At 71.0% G+C, this 18,456-nt stretch carries 18 protein-coding genes; 1 reads left to right on the forward strand and 17 read right to left on the reverse strand.

Going from position 1 to position 18,456, the window contains the following annotated elements:
* Window positions 1–21 precede the first annotated feature (21 nt).
* The 5 genes from CG723_RS42995 to CG723_RS43015 form a co-directional block, all read right to left on the reverse strand.
* Window positions 22–711, reverse strand: a complete 690-nt coding sequence (locus CG723_RS42995) for a lysophospholipid acyltransferase family protein (protein WP_442802645.1) — start codon at window positions 709–711, stop codon at window positions 22–24.
* Entirely contained in the window at window positions 669–1,373 is a 705-nt protein-coding gene (gene cmk, locus CG723_RS43000; protein WP_100599001.1) for a (d)CMP kinase, read from the reverse strand. The genes CG723_RS42995 and cmk overlap by 43 nt, the downstream gene beginning before the upstream one ends.
* 112 nt (window positions 1,374–1,485) lie before the next feature.
* A complete protein-coding gene (locus CG723_RS43005; RefSeq protein ID WP_100599002.1) occupies window positions 1,486–2,571 on the reverse strand; it encodes a prephenate dehydrogenase in 1,086 nt (361 codons plus the stop codon).
* Entirely contained in the window at window positions 2,568–2,930 is a 363-nt protein-coding gene (gene aroH, locus CG723_RS43010) for a chorismate mutase (RefSeq protein ID WP_100599003.1), read from the reverse strand. The genes CG723_RS43005 and aroH overlap by 4 nt, the downstream gene beginning before the upstream one ends.
* A gap of 130 nt (window positions 2,931–3,060) precedes the next feature.
* Window positions 3,061–3,477 (reverse strand): YidB family protein, encoded by a 417-nt coding sequence (locus CG723_RS43015; protein WP_100599032.1) that lies wholly within the window; start codon window positions 3,475–3,477, stop codon window positions 3,061–3,063.
* A gap of 190 nt (window positions 3,478–3,667) precedes the next feature.
* On the opposite strand from CG723_RS43015, the gene CG723_RS43020 reads away from it, so the two are divergent.
* Window positions 3,668–4,414: a nucleotidyltransferase domain-containing protein gene (locus CG723_RS43020; protein WP_100599004.1), complete on the forward strand. Its 747-nt coding sequence runs from the start codon at window positions 3,668–3,670 to the stop codon at window positions 4,412–4,414.
* On the opposite strand, the gene CG723_RS43025 is transcribed toward CG723_RS43020, so the two are convergent.
* The 12 genes from CG723_RS43025 to CG723_RS43080 all read right to left on the reverse strand — a co-directional run bounded on the left by CG723_RS43025 (window position 4,340) and on the right by CG723_RS43080 (window position 18,019).
* Entirely contained in the window at window positions 4,340–5,155 is an 816-nt protein-coding gene (locus CG723_RS43025; protein WP_234374838.1) for a nucleotidyltransferase domain-containing protein, read from the reverse strand. The two genes, CG723_RS43020 and CG723_RS43025, sit on opposite strands and share 75 nt — an antisense overlap.
* 3 nt (window positions 5,156–5,158) lie before the next feature.
* The gene (locus tag CG723_RS43030) at window positions 5,159–6,163 is read right to left on the reverse strand and encodes an ADP-ribosylglycohydrolase family protein (protein WP_100599005.1); all 1,005 of its coding nucleotides are present in this window, start codon (window positions 6,161–6,163) and stop codon (window positions 5,159–5,161) included.
* Window positions 6,160–6,891, reverse strand: a complete 732-nt coding sequence (locus CG723_RS43035) for an NUDIX hydrolase (RefSeq protein ID WP_100599034.1) — start codon at window positions 6,889–6,891, stop codon at window positions 6,160–6,162. The genes CG723_RS43030 and CG723_RS43035 overlap by 4 nt, the downstream gene beginning before the upstream one ends.
* A gap of 105 nt (window positions 6,892–6,996) precedes the next feature.
* Window positions 6,997–8,217 (reverse strand): pseudouridine synthase, encoded by a 1,221-nt coding sequence (locus tag CG723_RS43040; protein ID WP_100599006.1) that lies wholly within the window; start codon window positions 8,215–8,217, stop codon window positions 6,997–6,999.
* A gap of 12 nt (window positions 8,218–8,229) precedes the next feature.
* Window positions 8,230–8,883: an SMC-Scp complex subunit ScpB gene (gene scpB, locus CG723_RS43045; protein ID WP_398377150.1), complete on the reverse strand. Its 654-nt coding sequence runs from the start codon at window positions 8,881–8,883 to the stop codon at window positions 8,230–8,232.
* Complete coding sequence (locus tag CG723_RS43050; RefSeq protein WP_100599007.1) at window positions 8,880–10,070, reverse strand: segregation and condensation protein A; 1,191 nt, start codon at window positions 10,068–10,070, stop codon at window positions 8,880–8,882. The genes scpB and CG723_RS43050 overlap by 4 nt, the downstream gene beginning before the upstream one ends.
* 16 nt (window positions 10,071–10,086) lie before the next feature.
* Window positions 10,087–10,638: a hypothetical protein gene (locus tag CG723_RS43055; RefSeq protein WP_199842111.1), complete on the reverse strand. Its 552-nt coding sequence runs from the start codon at window positions 10,636–10,638 to the stop codon at window positions 10,087–10,089.
* A complete protein-coding gene (locus CG723_RS43060) occupies window positions 10,623–11,792 on the reverse strand; it encodes a ParA family protein (RefSeq protein ID WP_100599009.1) in 1,170 nt (389 codons plus the stop codon). The genes CG723_RS43055 and CG723_RS43060 overlap by 16 nt, the downstream gene beginning before the upstream one ends.
* 346 nt (window positions 11,793–12,138) lie before the next feature.
* Window positions 12,139–13,254 carry an alanine dehydrogenase gene (ald, locus tag CG723_RS43065; RefSeq protein ID WP_100599010.1) on the reverse strand — a complete coding sequence of 372 codons (1,116 nt, stop codon included), beginning with the start codon at window positions 13,252–13,254 and terminating at the stop codon, window positions 12,139–12,141.
* 144 nt (window positions 13,255–13,398) lie between these two features.
* Window positions 13,399–15,438, reverse strand: coding sequence for a tetratricopeptide repeat protein (locus CG723_RS43070; protein WP_100599011.1), 2,040 nt, complete (start codon window positions 15,436–15,438; stop codon window positions 13,399–13,401).
* Between the two features lie 182 nt (window positions 15,439–15,620).
* Entirely contained in the window at window positions 15,621–16,250 is a 630-nt protein-coding gene (locus tag CG723_RS43075) for an NUDIX domain-containing protein (RefSeq protein WP_100599012.1), read from the reverse strand.
* Between the two features lie 95 nt (window positions 16,251–16,345).
* Entirely contained in the window at window positions 16,346–18,019 is a 1,674-nt protein-coding gene (locus CG723_RS43080) for a CTP synthase (protein WP_100599013.1), read from the reverse strand.
* Window positions 18,020–18,456 lie beyond the last annotated feature (437 nt).

An 18,456-nucleotide genomic window follows, 5' to 3' on the forward strand; every position in this document is an offset into this window, starting at 1 on the left:
GTCCACTACTGAAAGTCTCGCTCAGTGGCCGGTGAGGCGCCTGGCGTTTTCCAGGTGGGCGGTGAGCCGCTCCTGGATGCGCACGGTCGCCTCGTCCAGCGCCTTGCGCGTACGCCGCCCGCTGCCGTCGCCCGCCGGGAACGGGTCCCCGAAGACGACGTCGACGCGGCTGCGCAGTGGCGGCAGCGCCTTTATCAACCGGCCGCGCCCCTTCGTGCTTCCCAGGACCGCCACCGGCACGATGGGCGCCCCACTGCGCACGGCGAAGTAGGCGAGACCGGCCCGCAGGGAGGCGAAGTCGCCGCCCCCTCGGGTGCCCTCCGGGAAGATCCCGAGGACTCCCCCCTCGTCGAGCACGCTCAGCGCACGCGTGATCGCCGTACGGTCCGCCGTCGACCGGTCCACCTCGACCTGGCCGATGGCGCCCAGGAACGTGCCGAGCGGTCCGATGAACGCTTCCTTCTTGATCAGGAAGTGCGTCGGCCTGGGCGCGACGCCCATGACCATCGGACCGTCGACGTTGTGCGCGTGGTTGACGGCCAGGATCACCGGGCCGGTCGCGGGGACCTTCCAGGCGCCGAGGACGCGGGGCTTCCACAGCCCGTACATGAGGCCGACCCCGATGCGGCGGCCGACCTCCGCGCCTCTTTCCGAGGGGGAAGCCGCGGTCACTTCGCTGCCCGCTTCTCCCCGATGAGGGTGACGACGCACTCGATGACCTGCTGGAGCGTGAGCTCGGAGGTGTCCACCTCGACGGCGTCGCCGGCCTTGGCCAGCGGGGACGTCTTGCGGCTGGAGTCCGCGGCGTCCCGCTTGATCAGGGCCTCCTGGGTCGCCTTCACGTCGGCGCCCTTGAGCTCACCGCTGCGGCGGGCCGCGCGGGCCTCCGGCGACGCGGTGAGGAAGATCTTCAGGTCGGCGTCGGGCAGGACGGTCGTACCGATGTCACGGCCCTCGACGACGATGCCCAGCTCCGCCGAGGCGGCGATGGAGCGCTGCAGCTCGGTGATGCGGGCACGCACCTCGGGGACGGCGCTGACGGCGCTGACCTTCGAGGTGACCTCGGTGGTGCGGATGGGAGCGGCGACGTCGACACCGTCGACCGTGATCGTCGGGGCGGACGGGTCGGTGCCGGAGACGATCTCGGCCTTGCCGGCCACGGCGGCGATGGCCGTCGGGTCGGTCAGGTCTATGCCGTTGTTCACCATCCACCAGGTGATCGCCCGGTACTGGGCGCCGGTGTCCAGGTAGCTGAGCCCGAGCTGGGCGGCGACGGCCTTCGAGGTGCTCGACTTGCCCGTGCCGGAGGGGCCGTCGATGGCGACGATCACTGCTGCCGGGGCGGCGCTTGCGGCGGTTGCGGCGGTTTCCACGGGGCTGCGGACACCTTTCTCAGTGCACGGGACAGGGAGGCGGGGCGCAAAGGCGCCCCGCACAAGGTTACTGGCTCAGGCACCCTGCCCTTACAGCCCCTGACGACAGGCCCTACTGGCGCATCGCCCAGCCGCGGTCGCGCAGCGCGGCCGTCAGTTTCGGGGCCGCGGCCGGCTGGACCAGCAACTGGACGAAGCCCGCCTGCTGGCCGGTCGCGTGCTCGATGCGGACGTCCTCCACGTTGACGCCCGCGGCGCCCGCGTCGGCGAAGATCCGGGCCAGCTCGCCGGGCTGGTCGGAGATGAGGACCGCCACGGTGTCGTACGCCGCCGGGGCCGCGCCGTGCTTTCCGGGGACGCGGACCTGGCCCGCGTTCCCGCGGCGCAGGACTTCCCCGATGCCGGTGACGCCCTCGCTCCGCTTCGCCTCGTCCGAGGACTGGAGGGAGCGCAGGGCGCTCACCGTCTCGTCGATGTCGGCGGAGACCGCGGAGAGCAGGTCGGCGACCGGGCCCGGGTTCGCGGAGAGGATGTCGATCCACATGCGGGGGTCGGAGCCCGCGATGCGCGTCACATCCCGGATGCCCTGGCCGCACAGGCGTACGGCCGACTCCTCGGCGTGCTCAAGGCGCGCCGCGACCATGCTGGAGACCAGGTGCGGCATGTGGGAGACGAGGGCGACCGCGCGGTCGTGGGCGTCCGCGTCCATGACGACGGGGACGGCCCGGCACAGCGCGACCAGTTCCAGCGCGAGGTTCAGGACCTCGGTGTCGGTGTCGCGGGTGGGGGTCAGCACCCAGGGGCGGCCCTCGAAGAGATCCGCGGTGGCCGCCAGGGGCCCGCTGCGCTCGCGGCCCGACATGGGGTGCGTACCGATGTAGGGGCTGAGGTCGAGGCCGAGTGCCTCAAGATCGCGGCGCGGGCCGCCCTTGACGCTGGCGACGTCGAGGTACCCGCGGGCCACTCCGCGCCGCATCGCGTCGGCCAGGGTCGTCGCGACGTGCGCGGGCGGCACGGCCACCAGACACAGGTCCACGGGTCCCTCGGGCGCCTCGTCGGTGCCGGCTCCGAGTGCGGCGGCGGTGCGGGCCTGCGTCGGGTCGTGGTCGGCGAGGTGGACGTGCACGCCGCGCGAGGCGAGCGCCTGGGCGGCGGAGGTACCGATGAGACCGGTGCCGATGACGAGGGCGGTTCTCACTGGGCGATGTCCTTGCGCAGGGCGGCCGCGGCACCGAGGTACACGTGCGCGATCCCGGACTTCGGCAGCTCGGACTCGATATGGGCGAGGACGCGCACGACGCGCGGCAGCGCTCCCTCGATGTCGAGCTCCTGCGCGCAGATCAGCGGCACGTCGACGATGCCCAGCTTGCGCGCGGCGGCGGCCGGGAAGTCGGAGTGCAGATCGGGGGTGGCCGTGAACCAGATCGAGATCAGGTCGTCGGAGGTCAGCGCGTTCCGCTCGAGGATGGCGGTGAGCAGCTCGCTGACCTGCTCGTCCATGTGTCCGGCTTCGTCCCGTTCGAGTTGGACGGCGCCCCGGACCGCTCGTACCGCCACGGTGTCGCTCCTTGCTCGCGTACGTACAGGCTGATGAGGTGCCAAGCCTAGCCAGCCCCCCGGACACCGGCGCGCGGCGCCCGCCTGCCGAGACGGGGCGCCGCGCTGGGGTGCGATGCGGTGCGCTGGCTCAGAGCTTCTGCGCCTTGACCAGCTCGTCGAGCGAGACGCTCGGCACCTCGCCCTGCGGGGTCAGCTTGTCGACGGCCGTGGGCAGGGCGCTCGCGATGTCGTGCGCCGCCTGGTCCGGGCTGACGCCCGACTCGGCCGCCACCTTCTGGAGCGTGGCGTCCGGCAGGGCCTCCTTGACCTGGTCCGGGGTCAGCTGCTCGTTCGAGCCGGTGCCGACCCAGGACTGCGCCTGCCCGCCGAGGCCCGACTTGGCGAGTGTCTCCAGGAGGCCGCCCAGCGGATTGCCGCCCGCCGAGCCGCCCTGGCTCTTGGCGAACGCGGCCAGGAGCGAGGTCAGGACCCCGCCCGCCGAGCCGCCCGCCTTGTCACCGAGGAGGCCGCTGAGCAGGCTTCCCAGATCGTTGTTACCCGCCATGGTCACGCCTTTCGGGAGGTTCTTGGAGTCTTGCGTGGGCCCGCTTCCGGAGTCCACGGACCCTGCCAATGTGACCCGAACCACACTCGATCGCCACTCAGGCGGCCCTCGCCGGCCCCCGCCCTCCCGAAGATCACGGACGCCGGAAATCCGCTCCGCCCCGGCCGGGCGCAGCCCGTACGCTCCGTCCATGGCAGAGGCCCTCGACCTGGTGCGCGACCACACGATCTACTCCTGCGTGATGGGGTCGCGGGCGTTCGGCCTGGCCACGGACGGCAGCGACACCGACCGCCGGGGCGTCTTCGTGGCACCGACGCCGATGTTCTGGCGGTTCGAGAAGCCGCCGACGCATGTCGACGGTCCGGCGGACGAGCAGTTCTCCTGGGAACTGGAGCGCTTCTGCGAGCTCGCCCTGCGGGCCAATCCGAACATCCTGGAGTGCCTGCACTCACCGCTCGTCGAGCACGTCACCGACACCGGTCGCGAACTGCTGGACCTGCGTGAGGCGTTCCTGTCCCAGCAGGTCCACGCCACGTTCACGGGCTACGCGCTGGGCCAGCGCAAGAAGCTCGACGCCGATGTCCGCCAGTACGGCGCTCCGCGCTGGAAGCACGCGATGCATCTGTTGCGGCTCCTCGCCTCCTGCCGCGATCTGCTCCGCACCGGCCGGCTGACCCTCGACGTGGGTGAGGACCGTGCGGCGCTGCTCGCGGTGAAGCGGGGCGAGGTTTCCTGGGACGGCGTGGTGGCCCGGATGGCGCGCCTGGGCGCCGAGGCGGAGGAGGCCGCCGTCCGCACCCCGCTGCCGGCCGAGCCGGACCGGGCGCGGGTGGCGGACTTCCTGATCGACGTCCGACGGGCGTCAGCCCTTCAGCCGGAGCCGTACGACGAGATCGTGCAGGGCGTCGTGGACGGTCGGGGCGTCCGGCAGCGCTGAGCCCTCCTGCGCGGCGTCGAGGACGGCGTGCAGCGCCTCCATGTCGTCGGCCACGCGCGCGTGGCCGACGACGGCCGCCCCGTGCTCCGCCTCCGCCTTCGCCGCGATCAGCTCCGGCAGATATGAAGGCGCCTCCAACTCGCCCAGGAGCGTGGGCAGATGGGCCTGCACCTCACCGGTGCGCATAAGGAAGATGCCGGTGAGCAGTGCCCGGAACGTGTACAGCAGCGGCTTGAGCTCCTGCGTCCTGTCGAACAGGCGCCACTGGGTGTTGGCGAAGCCCCGGTAGTGGTGGGCGTGGTGCGGGGTGAGGACACCGGGCGCGAGCGCCGCGAGTTCGGCGTGGGCGTCGGTGGTGTGCACGACGAGCGGGGAGAGCAGCTGCTCCAGCACGTAACCGTTGCGCCGGAGCAGCAGGCGGACGAACTTGCGCAGGTCATGGGTGACGAGGTCCATCTCGAGACCGTCGGTGTCCCACATCCGGGTCCGGGTCTCCTCCGGCTCGCGCAGTCCGACGAGCGCCTCGACGGGCAGCAGGTGGACACCGCGCAGGTCGATGTCGGAGTCCCGGGAGGGAAACCCGTAGAGGTGCGCCCCCGAGACCGTCGCGAACAGCAGCGGGTCAGCCTGCTCGGCGACGATCCGCCCGAGCTCGGCGTCGGGCACGCCCGCGGCACGCAGGGCGCCCGTGTCGCCCGCCGGCGGGGACCCGTACGTCGTCATGGCTTCGTCCGCCGTCATCGATCAGCCGTCCCAGAGCGCGCCGAGCGACAGCAGGTCGCTCCGGTACTCGATCCGTTCCGACCAGTCCGCCGGCCACACCTCGTCGCCCAGGTACGCCCCGGCGAAAGCCCCCGTGAGGCAGGCGATCGAGTCCGAGTCGCCCGAGGTACAGGCGGCGCGGCGCAGGGCGGTGACGGGTTCGTCGACGAAGAGCAGGAAGCAGAGCAGGCCGGTGGCGAGCGACTCCTCGGCGATCCAGCCCGCCCCGGTGGCCAGGCACGGGTCGGTCTCGGGCGACGGCGAGGCCAGCGCCGCCTGGAGCCGTTCGAGCGCGGCCAGGCAGTCGTCCCAGCCGCGGGCGATGAAGTGCTCCGGGTCCGGATCGGCGGCGTGCGCCCACAGGTCGCCGAGCCAGGCCTCGTGGTACTTCTGCCGGTTCTCGTACGCGTACGAGCGCAGCATCCCGACGAGTCCGGTCGGCTCCGCGCCTTGGGCAAGGAGGTGGACGGCGTGCGCGGTGAGGTCGGACGCGGCGAGGGCCGTGGGGTGGCCGTGGGTGAGTCCGGACTGCAACTGGGCGGCTCCCGCGCGCTGTTCGTCGCTGAGGCCGGGGGCGAGGCCGACCGGTGCGACGCGCATGTTGGCACCGCAGCCCTTGGACCCGATGCGGCTGGCCTCCTGCCAGGGCTTGCCGCGCGTGAGGAGGTCGCAGGCCTGGAGGCAGGTGTTGCCGGGGGCGCGGTTGTTCTCGGGCGACTGGTACCAGTCGATGAACTCCTCGCGCACGGGCCGCGTCATGCGCAGCGGCGCGAGCACACCGCGGTCCATCGAGGTGCGCAGGCCGCGCCCGAGGGCGAGCGTCATCTGGGTGTCGTCGCTGACGATGGCGGGCCTGGTCAGGGCCATCTGCCGCCAGGGCCCGCACTTGGCGAGGATCGACGGCACGTCGTTGAACTCGGTCGGGAAGCCGAGCGCGTCCCCCAGGGCGAGCCCTATGAGAGAGCCGGTCGCCGCACGCTTCGTCATGAGGGTCGTCCTTCCGCGGGGGGCCTGAGCAGGGGCGGGTGCAGGGCGGTGGCGGGCCCTGCCTTGTAGAGCGCGGCGGGTTTCCCGCGGCCGCCGGTGAGCCGGGCGGCACCGTGCACCGGTTCGACGAAGCCAGGGGTGGCGAGGACCTTGCGCCGGAAGTTGGCGGGGTCGAGGCCGGCGCCCCACACCGCTTCATAGACACCCCGCAGCTCGCCGAGGGTGAACTCGGGCGGGCAGAAGGCCGTGGCCAGGCAGGTGTTCTCGATGCCTGCGCCGACGCGGTCGTGCGCGTCGGTGAGGATCCGGTCGTGGTCGAAGGCGAGCGGGCCGTACGCGCCCGTGCCGTACGGCAGCCAGTCCGCGCGCGCGGCGTCGCCGCCCCCGCGCACCTCGGGCGGATCGGGCACCAGTGCCGCGAACGCGACGGAGACGACCCGCATGCGGGGGTCGCGGTCCGGGTCGCTGTAGGTGCGCAGCTGTTCCAGGTGCAGTCCGGTGACATCGGACAGGCCGGTCTCCTCGGCCAGTTCGCGCGCCGCCGCCGTCTCCGCGGACTCGTCGGGCAGGACGAAACCGCCGGGCAGCGCCAGGCGTCCCGCGTACGGGTCCTGTCCCCGCTCGACGAGCAGCACCCTCAGCGCGCCGTCCCGGATCGTGAATACGGCCAGATCGACGGTGACGGCGAAGGGCTCGAAGGCGTACTTGTCATAGCCCTGCACGCACACCACCCCCCTCTCTTTATGGTCTTACCGACTATAAAGAGAGGGGGGTGGCACACACAAGAGCCAGGCACCGCCCAAGCGGCGGGCTCGGGCGCTTCAAGAGACCGCTTACAGATCGACGTCCTGCATCAGCATGCCGACCTCGGTGTTGGACAGGCGCCGCAGCCAGCCCGACTTCTGGTCGCCCAGCGCGATCGGCCCGAAGGACACCCGCACCAGCTTGTCGACCGGGAACCCGGCCTCGGCGAGCATGCGCCGCACGATGTGCTTGCGGCCCTCGTGCAGGGTGACCTCGACGAGGTAGTTCTTGCCGGTCTGCTCGACGACGCGGAAGTGGTCCGCCTTCGCGTACCCGTCCTCCAGCTGGATGCCGTCCTTGAGCTGCTTGCCCAGGTCACGCGGGATCGGGCCCACGATGTGCGCGAGGTAGGTCTTCTTCACGCCGTACTTGGGGTGCGTGAGGCGGTGGGCCAGCTCTCCGTGGTTGGTGAGCAGAATGATGCCCTCGGTCTCGGTGTCGAGCCGCCCGACGTGGAACAGCCGCGTCTCGCGGTTGTTCGTGTAGTCGCCCAGGCACTGGCGGCCGTCGGGGTCCTCCATGGTGGAGACGACACCGGCCGGCTTGTTCAGCGCGAAGAACTGGTACGACTGCGTGGCCACGGTCAGGCCGTCGACCTTGATCTCGTCCTTCTCGGGGTCGACGCGCAGACCCTGCTCGAGCACGATCTGGCCGTTGACCTCGACCCTGGCCTGCTCGACGAGCTCCTCGCAGGCGCGCCGGGAGCCGTATCCGGCCCGCGCGAGCACCTTCTGGAGCCGCTCGCCCTCCTGCTCGGCGCCCGGGAAGGTCTTGGGGGTCTTGACGGTGGGCCTGCCCGCGTAACGGTCGCGGTTGCGCTCCTCCTGCCGGGCGTCGTACTCCCGAGAGGTCGACGGGGCGCCGCGGCCGCTGCCGCGGGCACCGGTGCCCTGAGAGGCACGGGGGCCGCCCTTGGCGCCGCCGCGCGCTGCCGCGCCCCGGCCCTTCCTCGGCCCGGCGCCGCCGCTGTCGCCGGGGCTCACGTCGTAGCGACGCTCCTCGGGACGCGGCTTGCTCGGCCGGCCCTGCTTGTCGTCACGGTCGTTGCCGGCACCCCGGTAGTTCCCGCGACCGCCGCCGGCGCTGCCGCCGCGAGCACCGCCGCCACCGCCGCTGCCACCGCGGCCACCGCCGCCGGTGCTGCCGCCGCGACCGCCACCGCCGCCACTGCTGCCGCGGCCGCCGCTGTTGCCACCACGGCTCCCGCCGTTGTTTCCGCTGCTGTTCCTGCCGCTGCTGCTGCTTCGCATCAAAAGTTCCGTCTAGTCGTCTGCGTCCTCGTAACCCGGCGCATCGGGTGCGTCCGGGTCGAACGACGGAACCCCTTCCTGCGTCTCGGCCTCGATCGCGTCCGCCTCCGGAAGGAAGGGCGCGAGTTCCGGGAGCTCGTCCAGGCCGCGCAGGCCCATCCGCTCCAGAAAGTAGTTCGTCGTCCTGTACAGGATCGCACTTGTTTCGGGTTCCGCGCCCGCCTCCTCCACGAGGCCCCTCTGGAGGAGGGTCCGCATCACGCCGTCACAGTTCACCCCGCGCACCGCGGAGACCCGCGAGCGGCTGACCGGCTGGCGGTACGCGACGACCGCGAGCGTCTCCAGGGCCGCCTGGGTGAGCCGGGCCTGCTGCCCGTCGAGCACGAAACGCTCCACGGCCGCCGCGTACTGCGGCCGGGTGTAGAAGCGCCAGCCGCCCGCCACGAGCCTCAGCTCGAAGCCGCGGCCCTGAACCGTGTACTCGTCCGCCAGCGCCCGCAGGGCGTCCGCCACGGCCCTTCGGGGCCGGTCCAGGATCTTCGCGAGGTGCTCCTCGGTCGCAGGCTCGTCGACGACCATCAGTACGGCCTCCAGGGCCGGCCTGAGATCCAGCTCGGCGACCCGGTCGGCCCCGGCGACGACTTCCTGCCCGCTCATGCCCGTCATGCCTGCTCCTCCTCCGCCCCGCCCCGCTCGGCCTTCGTCTCTCCACCGTCTTTGCCGGCCGTCTCGGGAGGCCTGTCGAACTCGTCCGTGACGGTCGGCTCCCCCTCGCTCTCCCCGCCGGTCCAGCGCACGAGAAGCTCCCCCAGGGCCTCCTCCTGCTCCAGGCTCACGGCCTTCTCCCGGTACAGCTCCAGGAGCGCCAAGAAGCGGGCCACGACGGTCAGGGTGTCGTCGGTGTCCTCCACCAGCACCCGGAAACTCGCCTCGCCCAGCTCCCGCAGCCGTGCCACGACGAGCCCGGCCTGCTCGCGCACGCTGACCAGCGGGGCGTGGATGTGGTCGACGTACACCTGGGGCTTCGGCCTGGGCTGCATGGCCTTCACTGCGAGCCGGGCGAATCCTTCCGCCCCGATGCTGATGACGACTTCCGGCAGCAGCTCGGCGTGGTGCGGCTCCAGACCGACGGTCCGCGGATAGCGCCGCGCCTCCTCGTCGAGCCGCTCGCTGAAGATGTCGGCGATCTTCTTGTACGCGCGGTACTGGAGCAGCCGGGCGAACAGGAGGTCACGCGCTTCGAGGAGCGCGAGGTCGGCCTCGTCCTCGACCTCGGCGGTCGGCAGCAGCCGGGCGGCCTTGAGATCGAGGAGCGTGGCGGCGACGACGAGGAACTCGGTGGTCTGGTCGAGATCCCACTCGGGTCCCATGGCGCGGATGTGCACCATGAACTCGTCGGTCACTTTGGACAGGGCGACCTCGGTGACGTCCAGCTTGTGCTTGGAGATCAGCTGGAGGAGCAGATCGAAGGGCCCCTCGAAGTTCGCCAGCCGTACCTTGAACCGCCCGTCATCGGGCACCGGCTGCTCAAGTTCCGGTTCCGGGCCGGATCCCGCGGGCTCCTGAATCTCCAGATCCGGGCCGGGACCCGCAAGCTCCTGAACTTCGGGCTCCGGGACGGCATCCGGCTCAGGAACGAGCTCCGGGTCCGGCTCCGGCTCCGGCTCCGGGGCAGCATCCGGCTCCGGGGCAGCATCCGGCTGAGGAACAAGCTCCGACTCCGGGACGGCATCCGGCTCAGGAGCAGCCTCCGGCTCCGACGCCGACAGCCGCGTCGTCCCCGGCCCCCGGCCCAGCGCGCGTCGCCGCGCGCCCCGGCCGGGCGTGGAGGAGTCGTCGTCGTATCCGGGCATCAGGCGGACGTTACCGCTACCGCCCGCGCAGTCGGCGTACGAGAATGCTCGCGTCTCCGCGCGATTCGAGGTCGGCCAGCACGACGGCGACCGCTTCGCGGACGATGCGGCCACGGTCCACGGCGAGCCCGTGCTCCCCGCGGAGCACGAGGCGCGCGTGCTCGAGGTCCATCAGCTCCTCGGCGGAGACATACACCGTGATCTTCTCGTCGTGGCGCTCACGCCCGCTGGGCCGCCGGTTGGCGGGCGCCCGGGAGCGCTTGCGCGACGACCCCGCGGAGGCAGAACCTTCCTGCCCCTGCGGCGGGCGGCGCCCCGCGGGCTGGTCGCCCTCGGTGGCACGGCTGCGGGACTCGCCAGACTCGTCGTCCGCCGCCGCGTGTTCGGCGCTCTCACCGCCCTCGCCGCGCTGCTTCTCCTCGGCGGCGACGGCGTCGCTCTCACCCGCCGGCGCGGGCACCCGTGCCTCACCGTTGACCGGGCGCCTCGGGGAGGAGGCCTGCAGCCCCATCCCCCCGGTCGTACGGAACAGTTCGTCGGCCCCCGGCAGACTCACTCGGCGTGACACCGGGCGAGCACCTCCCTGGCGAGCTGGCGATAGGCGGCCGCGCCGACCGAGTTGGAGGCGTACGTCGTGATCGGCTCACCGGCGACCGTGGTCTCCGGGAAGCGCACGGTCCGGCCGATCACGGTGTGGTAGACGTGATCGTCGAACGCCTCGACCACACGCGCGAGCACCTCACGGCTGTGCACCGTGCGGGAGTCGTACATCGTGGCGAGGATGCCGTCGAGCTCCAGGTCGGGGTTGAGCCGCTCCTGGACCTTCTCGATGGTCTCCGTGAGCAGCGCGACACCGCGCAGCGCGAAGAACTCGCACTCGAGCGGCACGATCACCTTGTGAGCCGCCGTCAGGGCGTTCACGGTGAGCAGGCCGAGCGAGGGCTGACAGTCGATCACGATGTAGTCGTAGTCGGCCATCAGCGGCTTCAACGCCCGCTGGAGCGTGGACTCGCGCGCGACCTCGCTCACCAACTGCACTTCGGCGGCGGACAGGTCGATGTTGCTCGGCAGCAGGTCCATGTTCGGGACCGCGGTCTTCAGGAGGACCTCGTCGGCGGCCATGCCCCGCTCCATGAGCAGGTTGTAGACCGTCAGGTCGAGTTCCATCGGGTTCACGCCGAGACCGACCGAGAGCGCGCCCTGCGGGTCGAAGTCGACGAGCAGGACCCGGCGTCCGTACTCCGCGAGCGCGGCACCCAGGTTGATGGTCGACGTGGTCTTGCCGACGCCGCCCTTCTGGTTGCACATCGCGATGATCTTCGCGGGGCCGTGGTCGGTCAGCGGGCCTGGGATCGGGAAGTACGGGAGCGGGCGCCCGGTCGGGCCCACACGCTCGCGGCGCTGACGGGCAGCGTCGGGCGCGAGCGTGGCCGCGTACTCGGGGTCCGGCTCGTACTCGGCGTCGGGGTCGTAGAAGTGCCCCTCGGGCAGTTCGTCGTAGTCGGCGAAGTGGGTGCGTTCGCCACTTCGGTCGCCGGCCATGGCGTTCACGTGATGGCCATCCATGCTCTGGGGTGCTGTCTGCGTCTGCAGGGGGCTGCTCTGACGGGCGGCAAAGGTACGGACCGCGACGGAGCCGACAGCCTCGAGCCCCGCGGGACCTTGCTCCCTCGCAACCGTTCCTGGTTGACCACCCCCGGGAGTAAATGTCGACTCATTCACAAGTCGTCTTACCTCCTTGGTGACCAGGAAACTTCTAGATAGGTCAGCGTGGCACCATGCCGACGGTTGGCGACTCTATGGCGTGTCACCGGTCCGCAGCAACACAATCCGCCTTACCCGGCCCGATGTGTCGGCAACGGAACACCCTTGTGTCAAGGGTGCACGGCGTCGGTTCGAAGCGTTTCGCGGGTGCGCGAATCGGTTAAAGGGTTACGTTCGAGGCGAGTTGACCAAGTCCGCATTGATGCGTAAGTGATACGCATACGGCCGGACCCCTCACAAGGTCCGGCCGCAGGCGTGAGATTGACGACTTCCGTTGACGAAAGTGGTCGATGAGTCGTCGGCGTCAGCCGAGGAGGGACTCCAGCTCGGTGTACTCGAGGCCGTGGGACTCGGCGACCTCGCGGTAAACGACCTTGCCGTCATGGGTGTTGAGGCCCAGGGCGAGCGCCGGGTCGCGGCGCAGGGCCTCGACCCAGCCGCGGTTCGCGAGCTCGACGATGTACGGCAGCGTGGCGTTCGTCAGCGCGTACGTCGACGTGTTGGGCACGGCGCCGGGCATGTTGGCGACGCAGTAGAAGACCGAGTTGTGGACCGGGAAGGTCGGCTCGGCGTGCGTCGTCGGGTGCGAGTCCTCGAAGCAGCCGCCCTGGTCGATCGCGATGTCGACAAGGACACTTCCCGGCTTCATGCGGGAGACGAGCTCGTTGGTGACCAGCTTCGGGGCCTTGGCGCCCGGGATGAGGACGGCACCGATGACGAGGTCCGCCTCGAGGCACGCCTTCTCGAGCTCGAAGGCGTTGGAGACGACGGTCTGGATCTTCGTACCGAAGATCTTGTCGGCTTCCTTGAGCTTGTTGATGTCGCGGTCGAGCAGGGTCACGTGGAAGCCCATGCCGATGGCGATCTGCGCGGCGTTCCAGCCGGAGACGCCGCCGCCGATGACGACGGCCCTGGCGGCGAGCACGCCCGGGACACCGCCCGGCAGGACACCGCGGCCGCCGTTGGCGGCCATCAGGTGGTAGGCGCCGACCTGCGGGGCCAGGCGGCCCGCGACCTCGGACATCGGGGCGAGCAGCGGGAGCGCGCGGTTCGGGGTCTCGACCGTCTCGTACGCGATGGCGGTGGTGCCGGACTCGAGGAGCGCGTCCGTGCACTCCCTGGAGGCGGCGAGGTGCAGGTAGGTGAAGAGCGTCTGGTCCTTGCGGAGGCGGTGGTACTCCTCCGCGATCGGCTCCTTGACCTTCAGAAGCAGGTCAGCGGTGGCCCAGACCTCGTCGGCGGTGCCGAGGATCTGCGCACCGGCCGAGACGTACTCGTCGTCCGTGATCGAGGAGCCGACGCCGGCGTTCTGCTCGACGAAGACCTGGTGGCCGTTGCGCACGAGCTCGTGCACACCGGCGGGGGTGATGGCCACCCGGAACTCGTTGTTCTTGACCTCGCGGGGGATGCCGACCTTCATCGTCGATCACGGTCCTTGGCTCAGGGATTTCTCGGGCAATGCACTACATACCAGCGCGTCAGGGGGCGCACCGGGAGACACCACGGAAGTACGCGGCGGAGCCAGTCTAATGAAGGATTTCTAGCTGTCTAGCCTTTCAAAGCATCAATCTTCCTCGGATGCACTGCGGATTTCGTAGGTGTCAGCGCCCTGTTCTGGGGTCTTTCCTTCGATCGGCAGCTCCTCTCCCAGCATGCGCTCGGCCGCACCGCGGTGCAGTTTGGCGGCCGCGGGGTCGCCGAGCCGGTCGAGCGTGTCGGCCAGGCGGAGCTGCAGCGCGGCCTGCAGTCGCACGTCCTTGGCCTGGCGCGCCCACTCGACCGCTTCATGGCAGGTGCGCAGCGACTCCTCGGGCCGGCCCGCGTACTCCTGGACACGCGCCATCTCGCTCAACGCCCGCGCCTGAGCTGCGACATCACCCTCCTTGCGGTACCCGGCGGCGGCCGAGCGCCAGCTGCGCAGCGCGTCGCCGTAACGGCCCGCGTACGTGTTCACCGTGCCGATGCGTCCGTGCAGCCGCGCGGCGTCGGCGCGCTCGCCGCGGGTGAGCCGCTGGGCGAGGGCGCGCCCGTACCAGTCGGCGGCCCGGTGCCAGTCCCCCAGCTCCTGGTACGTGCCGCCTACGGATTCCATCGCGCGGCCGGTCGCGTACGGGTCCCTGGCTTCGCGTCCGGCGTCCAGAGCGGCCCGGTAGCGGGTGAGCGCCTCCTGGGTGCGGCCGGTCCGCGCGTCGAGGTCGGCGAGGTTCAGGAGGGCCGCGGCCTTCTCGCGGGGCAGCTTCCTGCGCTCGGCGACGTCGAGGACGAGGCGGTGGATGCCGTAGAGGTCGGGGGCGGCGGCCTCGGTGCCGACGTGGACGGCCAGGGCCCGCGTCAGGGCCGCCATCAGGCGCCTGGCCAGGGTGTCGAGCTCCCCGTCGGCGACGGCGAGGCGGGCGGCGGCCAGGAGCGCGGGCCGCCGGACCCGCAGCCACTCGGCGCCCGCAGCGGGATTCGGGAAGCGCAGGGCGCGGGGCAGCCCCGCGAGCTTCTTGCGGGCGGGCGAGCCTTCCGGTTCGGTGATCGCGCGGCAGGACTGGAGCAGGCGCACCGTGCGCTCCAGCATCCGGGCGCGGGCGAGCTGCACCTCGCCGGGCCGGTCGTGGGCCTCGGTCAGGCCCCGCAGCAGCGGCATCAGGCAGCCGGGCACCTCGTACTGCGGCAGCTCGGAGTCGATCCGCCCGACCAGGCCCAGCACGGTGAAGTCGTCGAGGGTGGTCCGGGCGGCGGAGACGGAGCAGCCCGCCAGCGCGGACGCGGTGTGCGGGTCGACATGGCCCTCGGGGGCGAGGGACAAGTAGCGCAGTATCCGGGCGGCGGGCACCGGCAGGGACGCGTAGGCGTGCTGGAAGACGCGGGCGAGCGGGGGCCCGTCGTCGGCCTGGGCGTGCAGCTGCTTGGCCAGGTCCGCCACGGCCTCCTTGGGACGTACGGCGAGCCAGCCGCCCGCCAGCATCAGCGCCGCGGGCTGGGACCCGCACTCCTCGACGAGGGACTCCGCGGAGCGCGGGTCGACGGTGATGCGGACCGATCCGGTGTGCCGGCCGAGCAGCTCGAGGGCGGATTTCGTGTCGAGGCCGCCGAGCGTGCAGGGCCGCACGTCCGAGATTCCGGTCAGCGGCCCCTCGGACACGGCGACGACCAGACAGTCGGGGGTCTCCGGGAGCAGCGGGTCGACCTGTTCGGCGTCCGTCGCGTCGTCGAGGAACAGCACGGCCCGGCGTACGGAGAGTCCTTCGCGCAGCCGCTCGGCGAGGTCGTCCTCGCCCTCGCCGGGGGGCGCCGGGAGGTCGAGGCTGTCGAGGAGTTCGCGCGCGGTGCGTTCGGTGGGGACGCGGGTGCCGTCCGGGGCGGTGAGGCGGGTCCGCAGGATGCCGTCCGGGTAGCCGGCGGCGACCTGGCTCAGGAGTTCCTCGGCAAGCGCGGTACGACCGGATCCGGGGCGGCCCGCGATGAGCAGCACGCGCGCGCGTGGCGCTTTGCGTCCGGCGATCGTGTCGAGTCCCGCGCGCTCGATGTCGGCGCGCAGTTCCTTCAACTCACGGCTGCGGCCCAGGAACTGACTGTTCTTCAGTCCGTCCTTCGGTTCGACCGCCTGATCCGTCACGGGCCACGCTCCGTCCACCTGTGCCGAACCCGCCGGAGGTTCGGGCGGGACGCTTTGAGAGCCTAGTTCAGGCGGAACGGCGTTCCCTGGCGGGCGGCGCGGGGAAGTCCCTCAATCGGATCAGCGGATGGTGTGACAGGAGGGGCCGACGGGAATCGGCCCCTCCGGTGCACAGCCCGCGCCTACGCCTCGAACGGACGGGCGGGCCAGGGAGCCTCGGCCGGCCGCAGCGACTCCAGGCCGCCACCGGCCTGCGCGGCGGTCAGCGCGAGCGCCCCCACCACCAGGCAGTTGTTGTGCAGCTCGCCGGCCAGCACGCCGCGTACGAGCTCCTCCAGGGGGACGCGGGCCAGCTCCATGTCGGCCTCCTCGTCCTCCACCTCGAAGCGCTCGCCCTCCGCCTCGGACAGGTCGCGGGCCAGGAAGACCCGGACGGCCTCGGAGCAGCCGCCGGGGGTCGTGTAGACGTCGGTGAGGACGCGCCAGTCCTCGGCCTTGACGTGCGCCTCCTCGTAGAGCTCGCGCTGGGCCGCGTGCAGCGGGTTCTCGCCGGGGATGTCGAGCAGTCCGGCCGGGATCTCCCAGAGCTTGTGCCGCACGGGGTGGCGGTACTGCTTGAGGACCAGGACGCGGCCGTGGTCGTCGAGGGCGAGGACGGCGACGGAGCCGGGGTGGACCTGGTAGTCGCGGCGGACGACCGAGCCGTCGGGCATGACCACGTCGTCGGTGCGCACAGAGGTCTTGTTCCCGACGAAGGGGGTCGCGGTCGCCCGGACCTCCCACTCCTCGGCGGTGTCCTTGATCGTCGTCATGTCGACACGTCCTTCTACGCACGTAAACAGAAACCGGGGCACGCACCCCAAAAGGCACGCACCCCGGCAACCGTACAACCCTTGTCCTACATGGCTTACTTGGCCTTCTTGCCGTTCGCCGCGCCGCCGGTCTTGCGCTCGACGGCCGCCTTCACCAGGCCCGCGAAGAGCGGGTGCGGGCGGGTCGGGCGGGAGCGGAGCTCGGGGTGCGCCTGGGTCGCGACCAGGTAAGGGTGCACCTCACGCGGGTACTCCACGTACTCGACGAGCTTGCCGTCCGGCGACGTGCCGGAGAACTGCAGACCGGCCTTCTTCTCCAGCTCGGCGCGGTAGGAGTTGTTCACCTCGTAGCGGTGACGGTGACGCTCCTCGACGTACTCCTTGCCGTCGTACACCTCGCGCGCGATGGAGCCCTCGGCGAGCTTCGCCGGGTACATGCCCAGGCGCATGGTGCCGCCCATGTCGCCCTCACCGGCGACGATGTCGAGCTGCTCGGCCATCGTGGAGATGACCGGGTGGGCGGTGGCGGCGTCGAACTCGGTGGAGTTCGCGTCGGGGATGTCGGCCAGGTTCCGCGCGGCCTCGATCACGATGCACTGCAGGCCGAGGCAGAGGCCGAGCAGCGGGATCTTGTTCTCGCGGGCGTACTGGATCGCGCCGACCTTGCCGGACACGCCGCGGTCGCCGAAGCCGCCGGGGATGCAGATCGCGTCCACGTCGCCGAGCTGCTTCTTGGCGCCGGACGCGGTCTTGCAGTCGTCGGACGCGACCCACTTGATCTTGACGCGGGCCTTGTTGGCGAAGCCGCCGGCGCGCAGCGCCTCGGTCACCGACAGGTAGGCGTCGGGCAGGTCGATGTACTTGCCCACGAGCGCCATGACGATCTCGTGGTCGGGGTTGTGGACGCGGTCGAGCAGGTCGTCCCAGGTCGTCCAGTCCACGTCGCGGAACGGCAGGTCAAGCTTGCGCACGACATAGGCGTCCAGGCCCTCGGTGTGCAGGACCTTCGGGATGTCGTAGATCGACGGGGCGTCGATGGCAGCGACGACGGCCGCCTCGTCGACGTCGCACATCAGGGAGATCTTGCGCTTGATCGCGGTGGGCACCTCGCGGTCGGCGCGCAGGACGATCGCGTCCGGCTGGATACCGATGTTGCGCAGGGCGGCGACCGAGTGCTGGGTCGGCTTGGTCTTCAGCTCGCCGGAGGGGCCGATGTAGGGCAGCAGCGAGATGTGCACGACGAAGACGTTGTCGCGGCCGACCTCGTGGCGGACCTGACGGACGGTCTCCAGGAACGGCAGGGACTCGATGTCACCGACCGTGCCGCCGACCTCGGTGATGACGACGTCGACGTCGTCCGTGGCCATGCGGCGGATGCGGTGCTTGATCTCGTTCGTGATGTGCGGGATGACCTGGACGGTGTCGCCGAGGTACTCGCCGCGCCGCTCCTTGGCGATCACCTGGGAGTAGACCTGGCCGGTGGTGACGTTGGCCGTGCCGTCCAGATCCACGTCGAGGAAGCGCTCGTAGTGGCCGATGTCCAGGTCGGTCTCGGCGCCGTCGTTGGTGACGAACACCTCACCGTGCTGGAAGGGGTTCATCGTGCCGGGGTCGACGTTCAGGTACGGGTCGAGCTTCTGCATCGTGACCCGCAGACCACGCGCCTTGAGGAGCGCACCCAGGCTGGAGGCCGTCAGCCCCTTGCCGAGGGAGGAGGCGACACCCCCGGTGACGAAGATGTGCTTGGTCGTCGTGGATTTGGGCGTCATGGCCAAGAGGGGGCTCCCGTGGTCGCGGTCTGGAATGCGTACCGGCTTGCCTGGTCCGGAGATTTCCGGGGGTGCCGTCGCTGCGGTTCGGGGGCTTCGACTGCTTGCAGAAGCGCACCGGTCCACGGGCTACCAGGGTAACAGCGAGTGGGCGAGGCCGCTTCCGGCCACGCTCCGCACATGCCTCACCACAGCATCACCGAAACCTCACCCACCGCTCACTCTTTCGGCCCACCTCGGTTGCCGGGACGGGCGCGCGGATCACTGCGCTGCGTCGTATCCTGCTCGGACACTCGCTGCCGAGCCAGGCCGGCAAACGGCACTACCCCCGCCCGTTACTCCCGGAACAAGAGCTCGTCAGTTCGTTTTTACGACGACGCACCAACACGAACCCTTGACCGCAGAGACCGCAGAGCGATCGCCCTTCCGGGGGCGTA

Source organism: Streptomyces sp. CB01635 (assembly GCF_002803065.1).
GTDB lineage: Bacteria > Actinomycetota > Actinomycetes > Streptomycetales > Streptomycetaceae > Streptomyces.

Bases quoted from the DNA above. Each gene is read 5' to 3' on its own strand.
- CG723_RS43025 (WP_234374838.1), bottom strand. From the start codon at position 5,155: ATGACGGCGGACGAAGCCATGACGACGTACGGGTCCCCGCCGGCGGGC.
- CG723_RS43050 (WP_100599007.1), bottom strand. From the start codon at position 10,070: ATGCCCGGATACGACGACGACTCCTCCACGCCCGGCCGGGGCGCGCGG.
- CG723_RS43020 (WP_100599004.1), top strand. From the start codon at position 3,668: ATGGCAGAGGCCCTCGACCTGGTGCGCGACCACACGATCTACTCCTGC.
- ald (WP_100599010.1), bottom strand. From the start codon at position 13,254: ATGAAGGTCGGCATCCCCCGCGAGGTCAAGAACAACGAGTTCCGGGTG.
- CG723_RS43015 (WP_100599032.1), bottom strand. From the start codon at position 3,477: ATGGCGGGTAACAACGATCTGGGAAGCCTGCTCAGCGGCCTCCTCGGT.
- CG723_RS43080 (WP_100599013.1), bottom strand. From the start codon at position 18,019: ATGACGCCCAAATCCACGACGACCAAGCACATCTTCGTCACCGGGGGT.
- scpB (WP_398377150.1), bottom strand. From the start codon at position 8,883: ATGACGGGCATGAGCGGGCAGGAAGTCGTCGCCGGGGCCGACCGGGTC.
- CG723_RS43030 (WP_100599005.1), bottom strand. From the start codon at position 6,163: ATGACGAAGCGTGCGGCGACCGGCTCTCTCATAGGGCTCGCCCTGGGG.
- CG723_RS43075 (WP_100599012.1), bottom strand. From the start codon at position 16,250: ATGACGACGATCAAGGACACCGCCGAGGAGTGGGAGGTCCGGGCGACC.
- CG723_RS43040 (WP_100599006.1), bottom strand. From the start codon at position 8,217: ATGCGAAGCAGCAGCAGCGGCAGGAACAGCAGCGGAAACAACGGCGGG.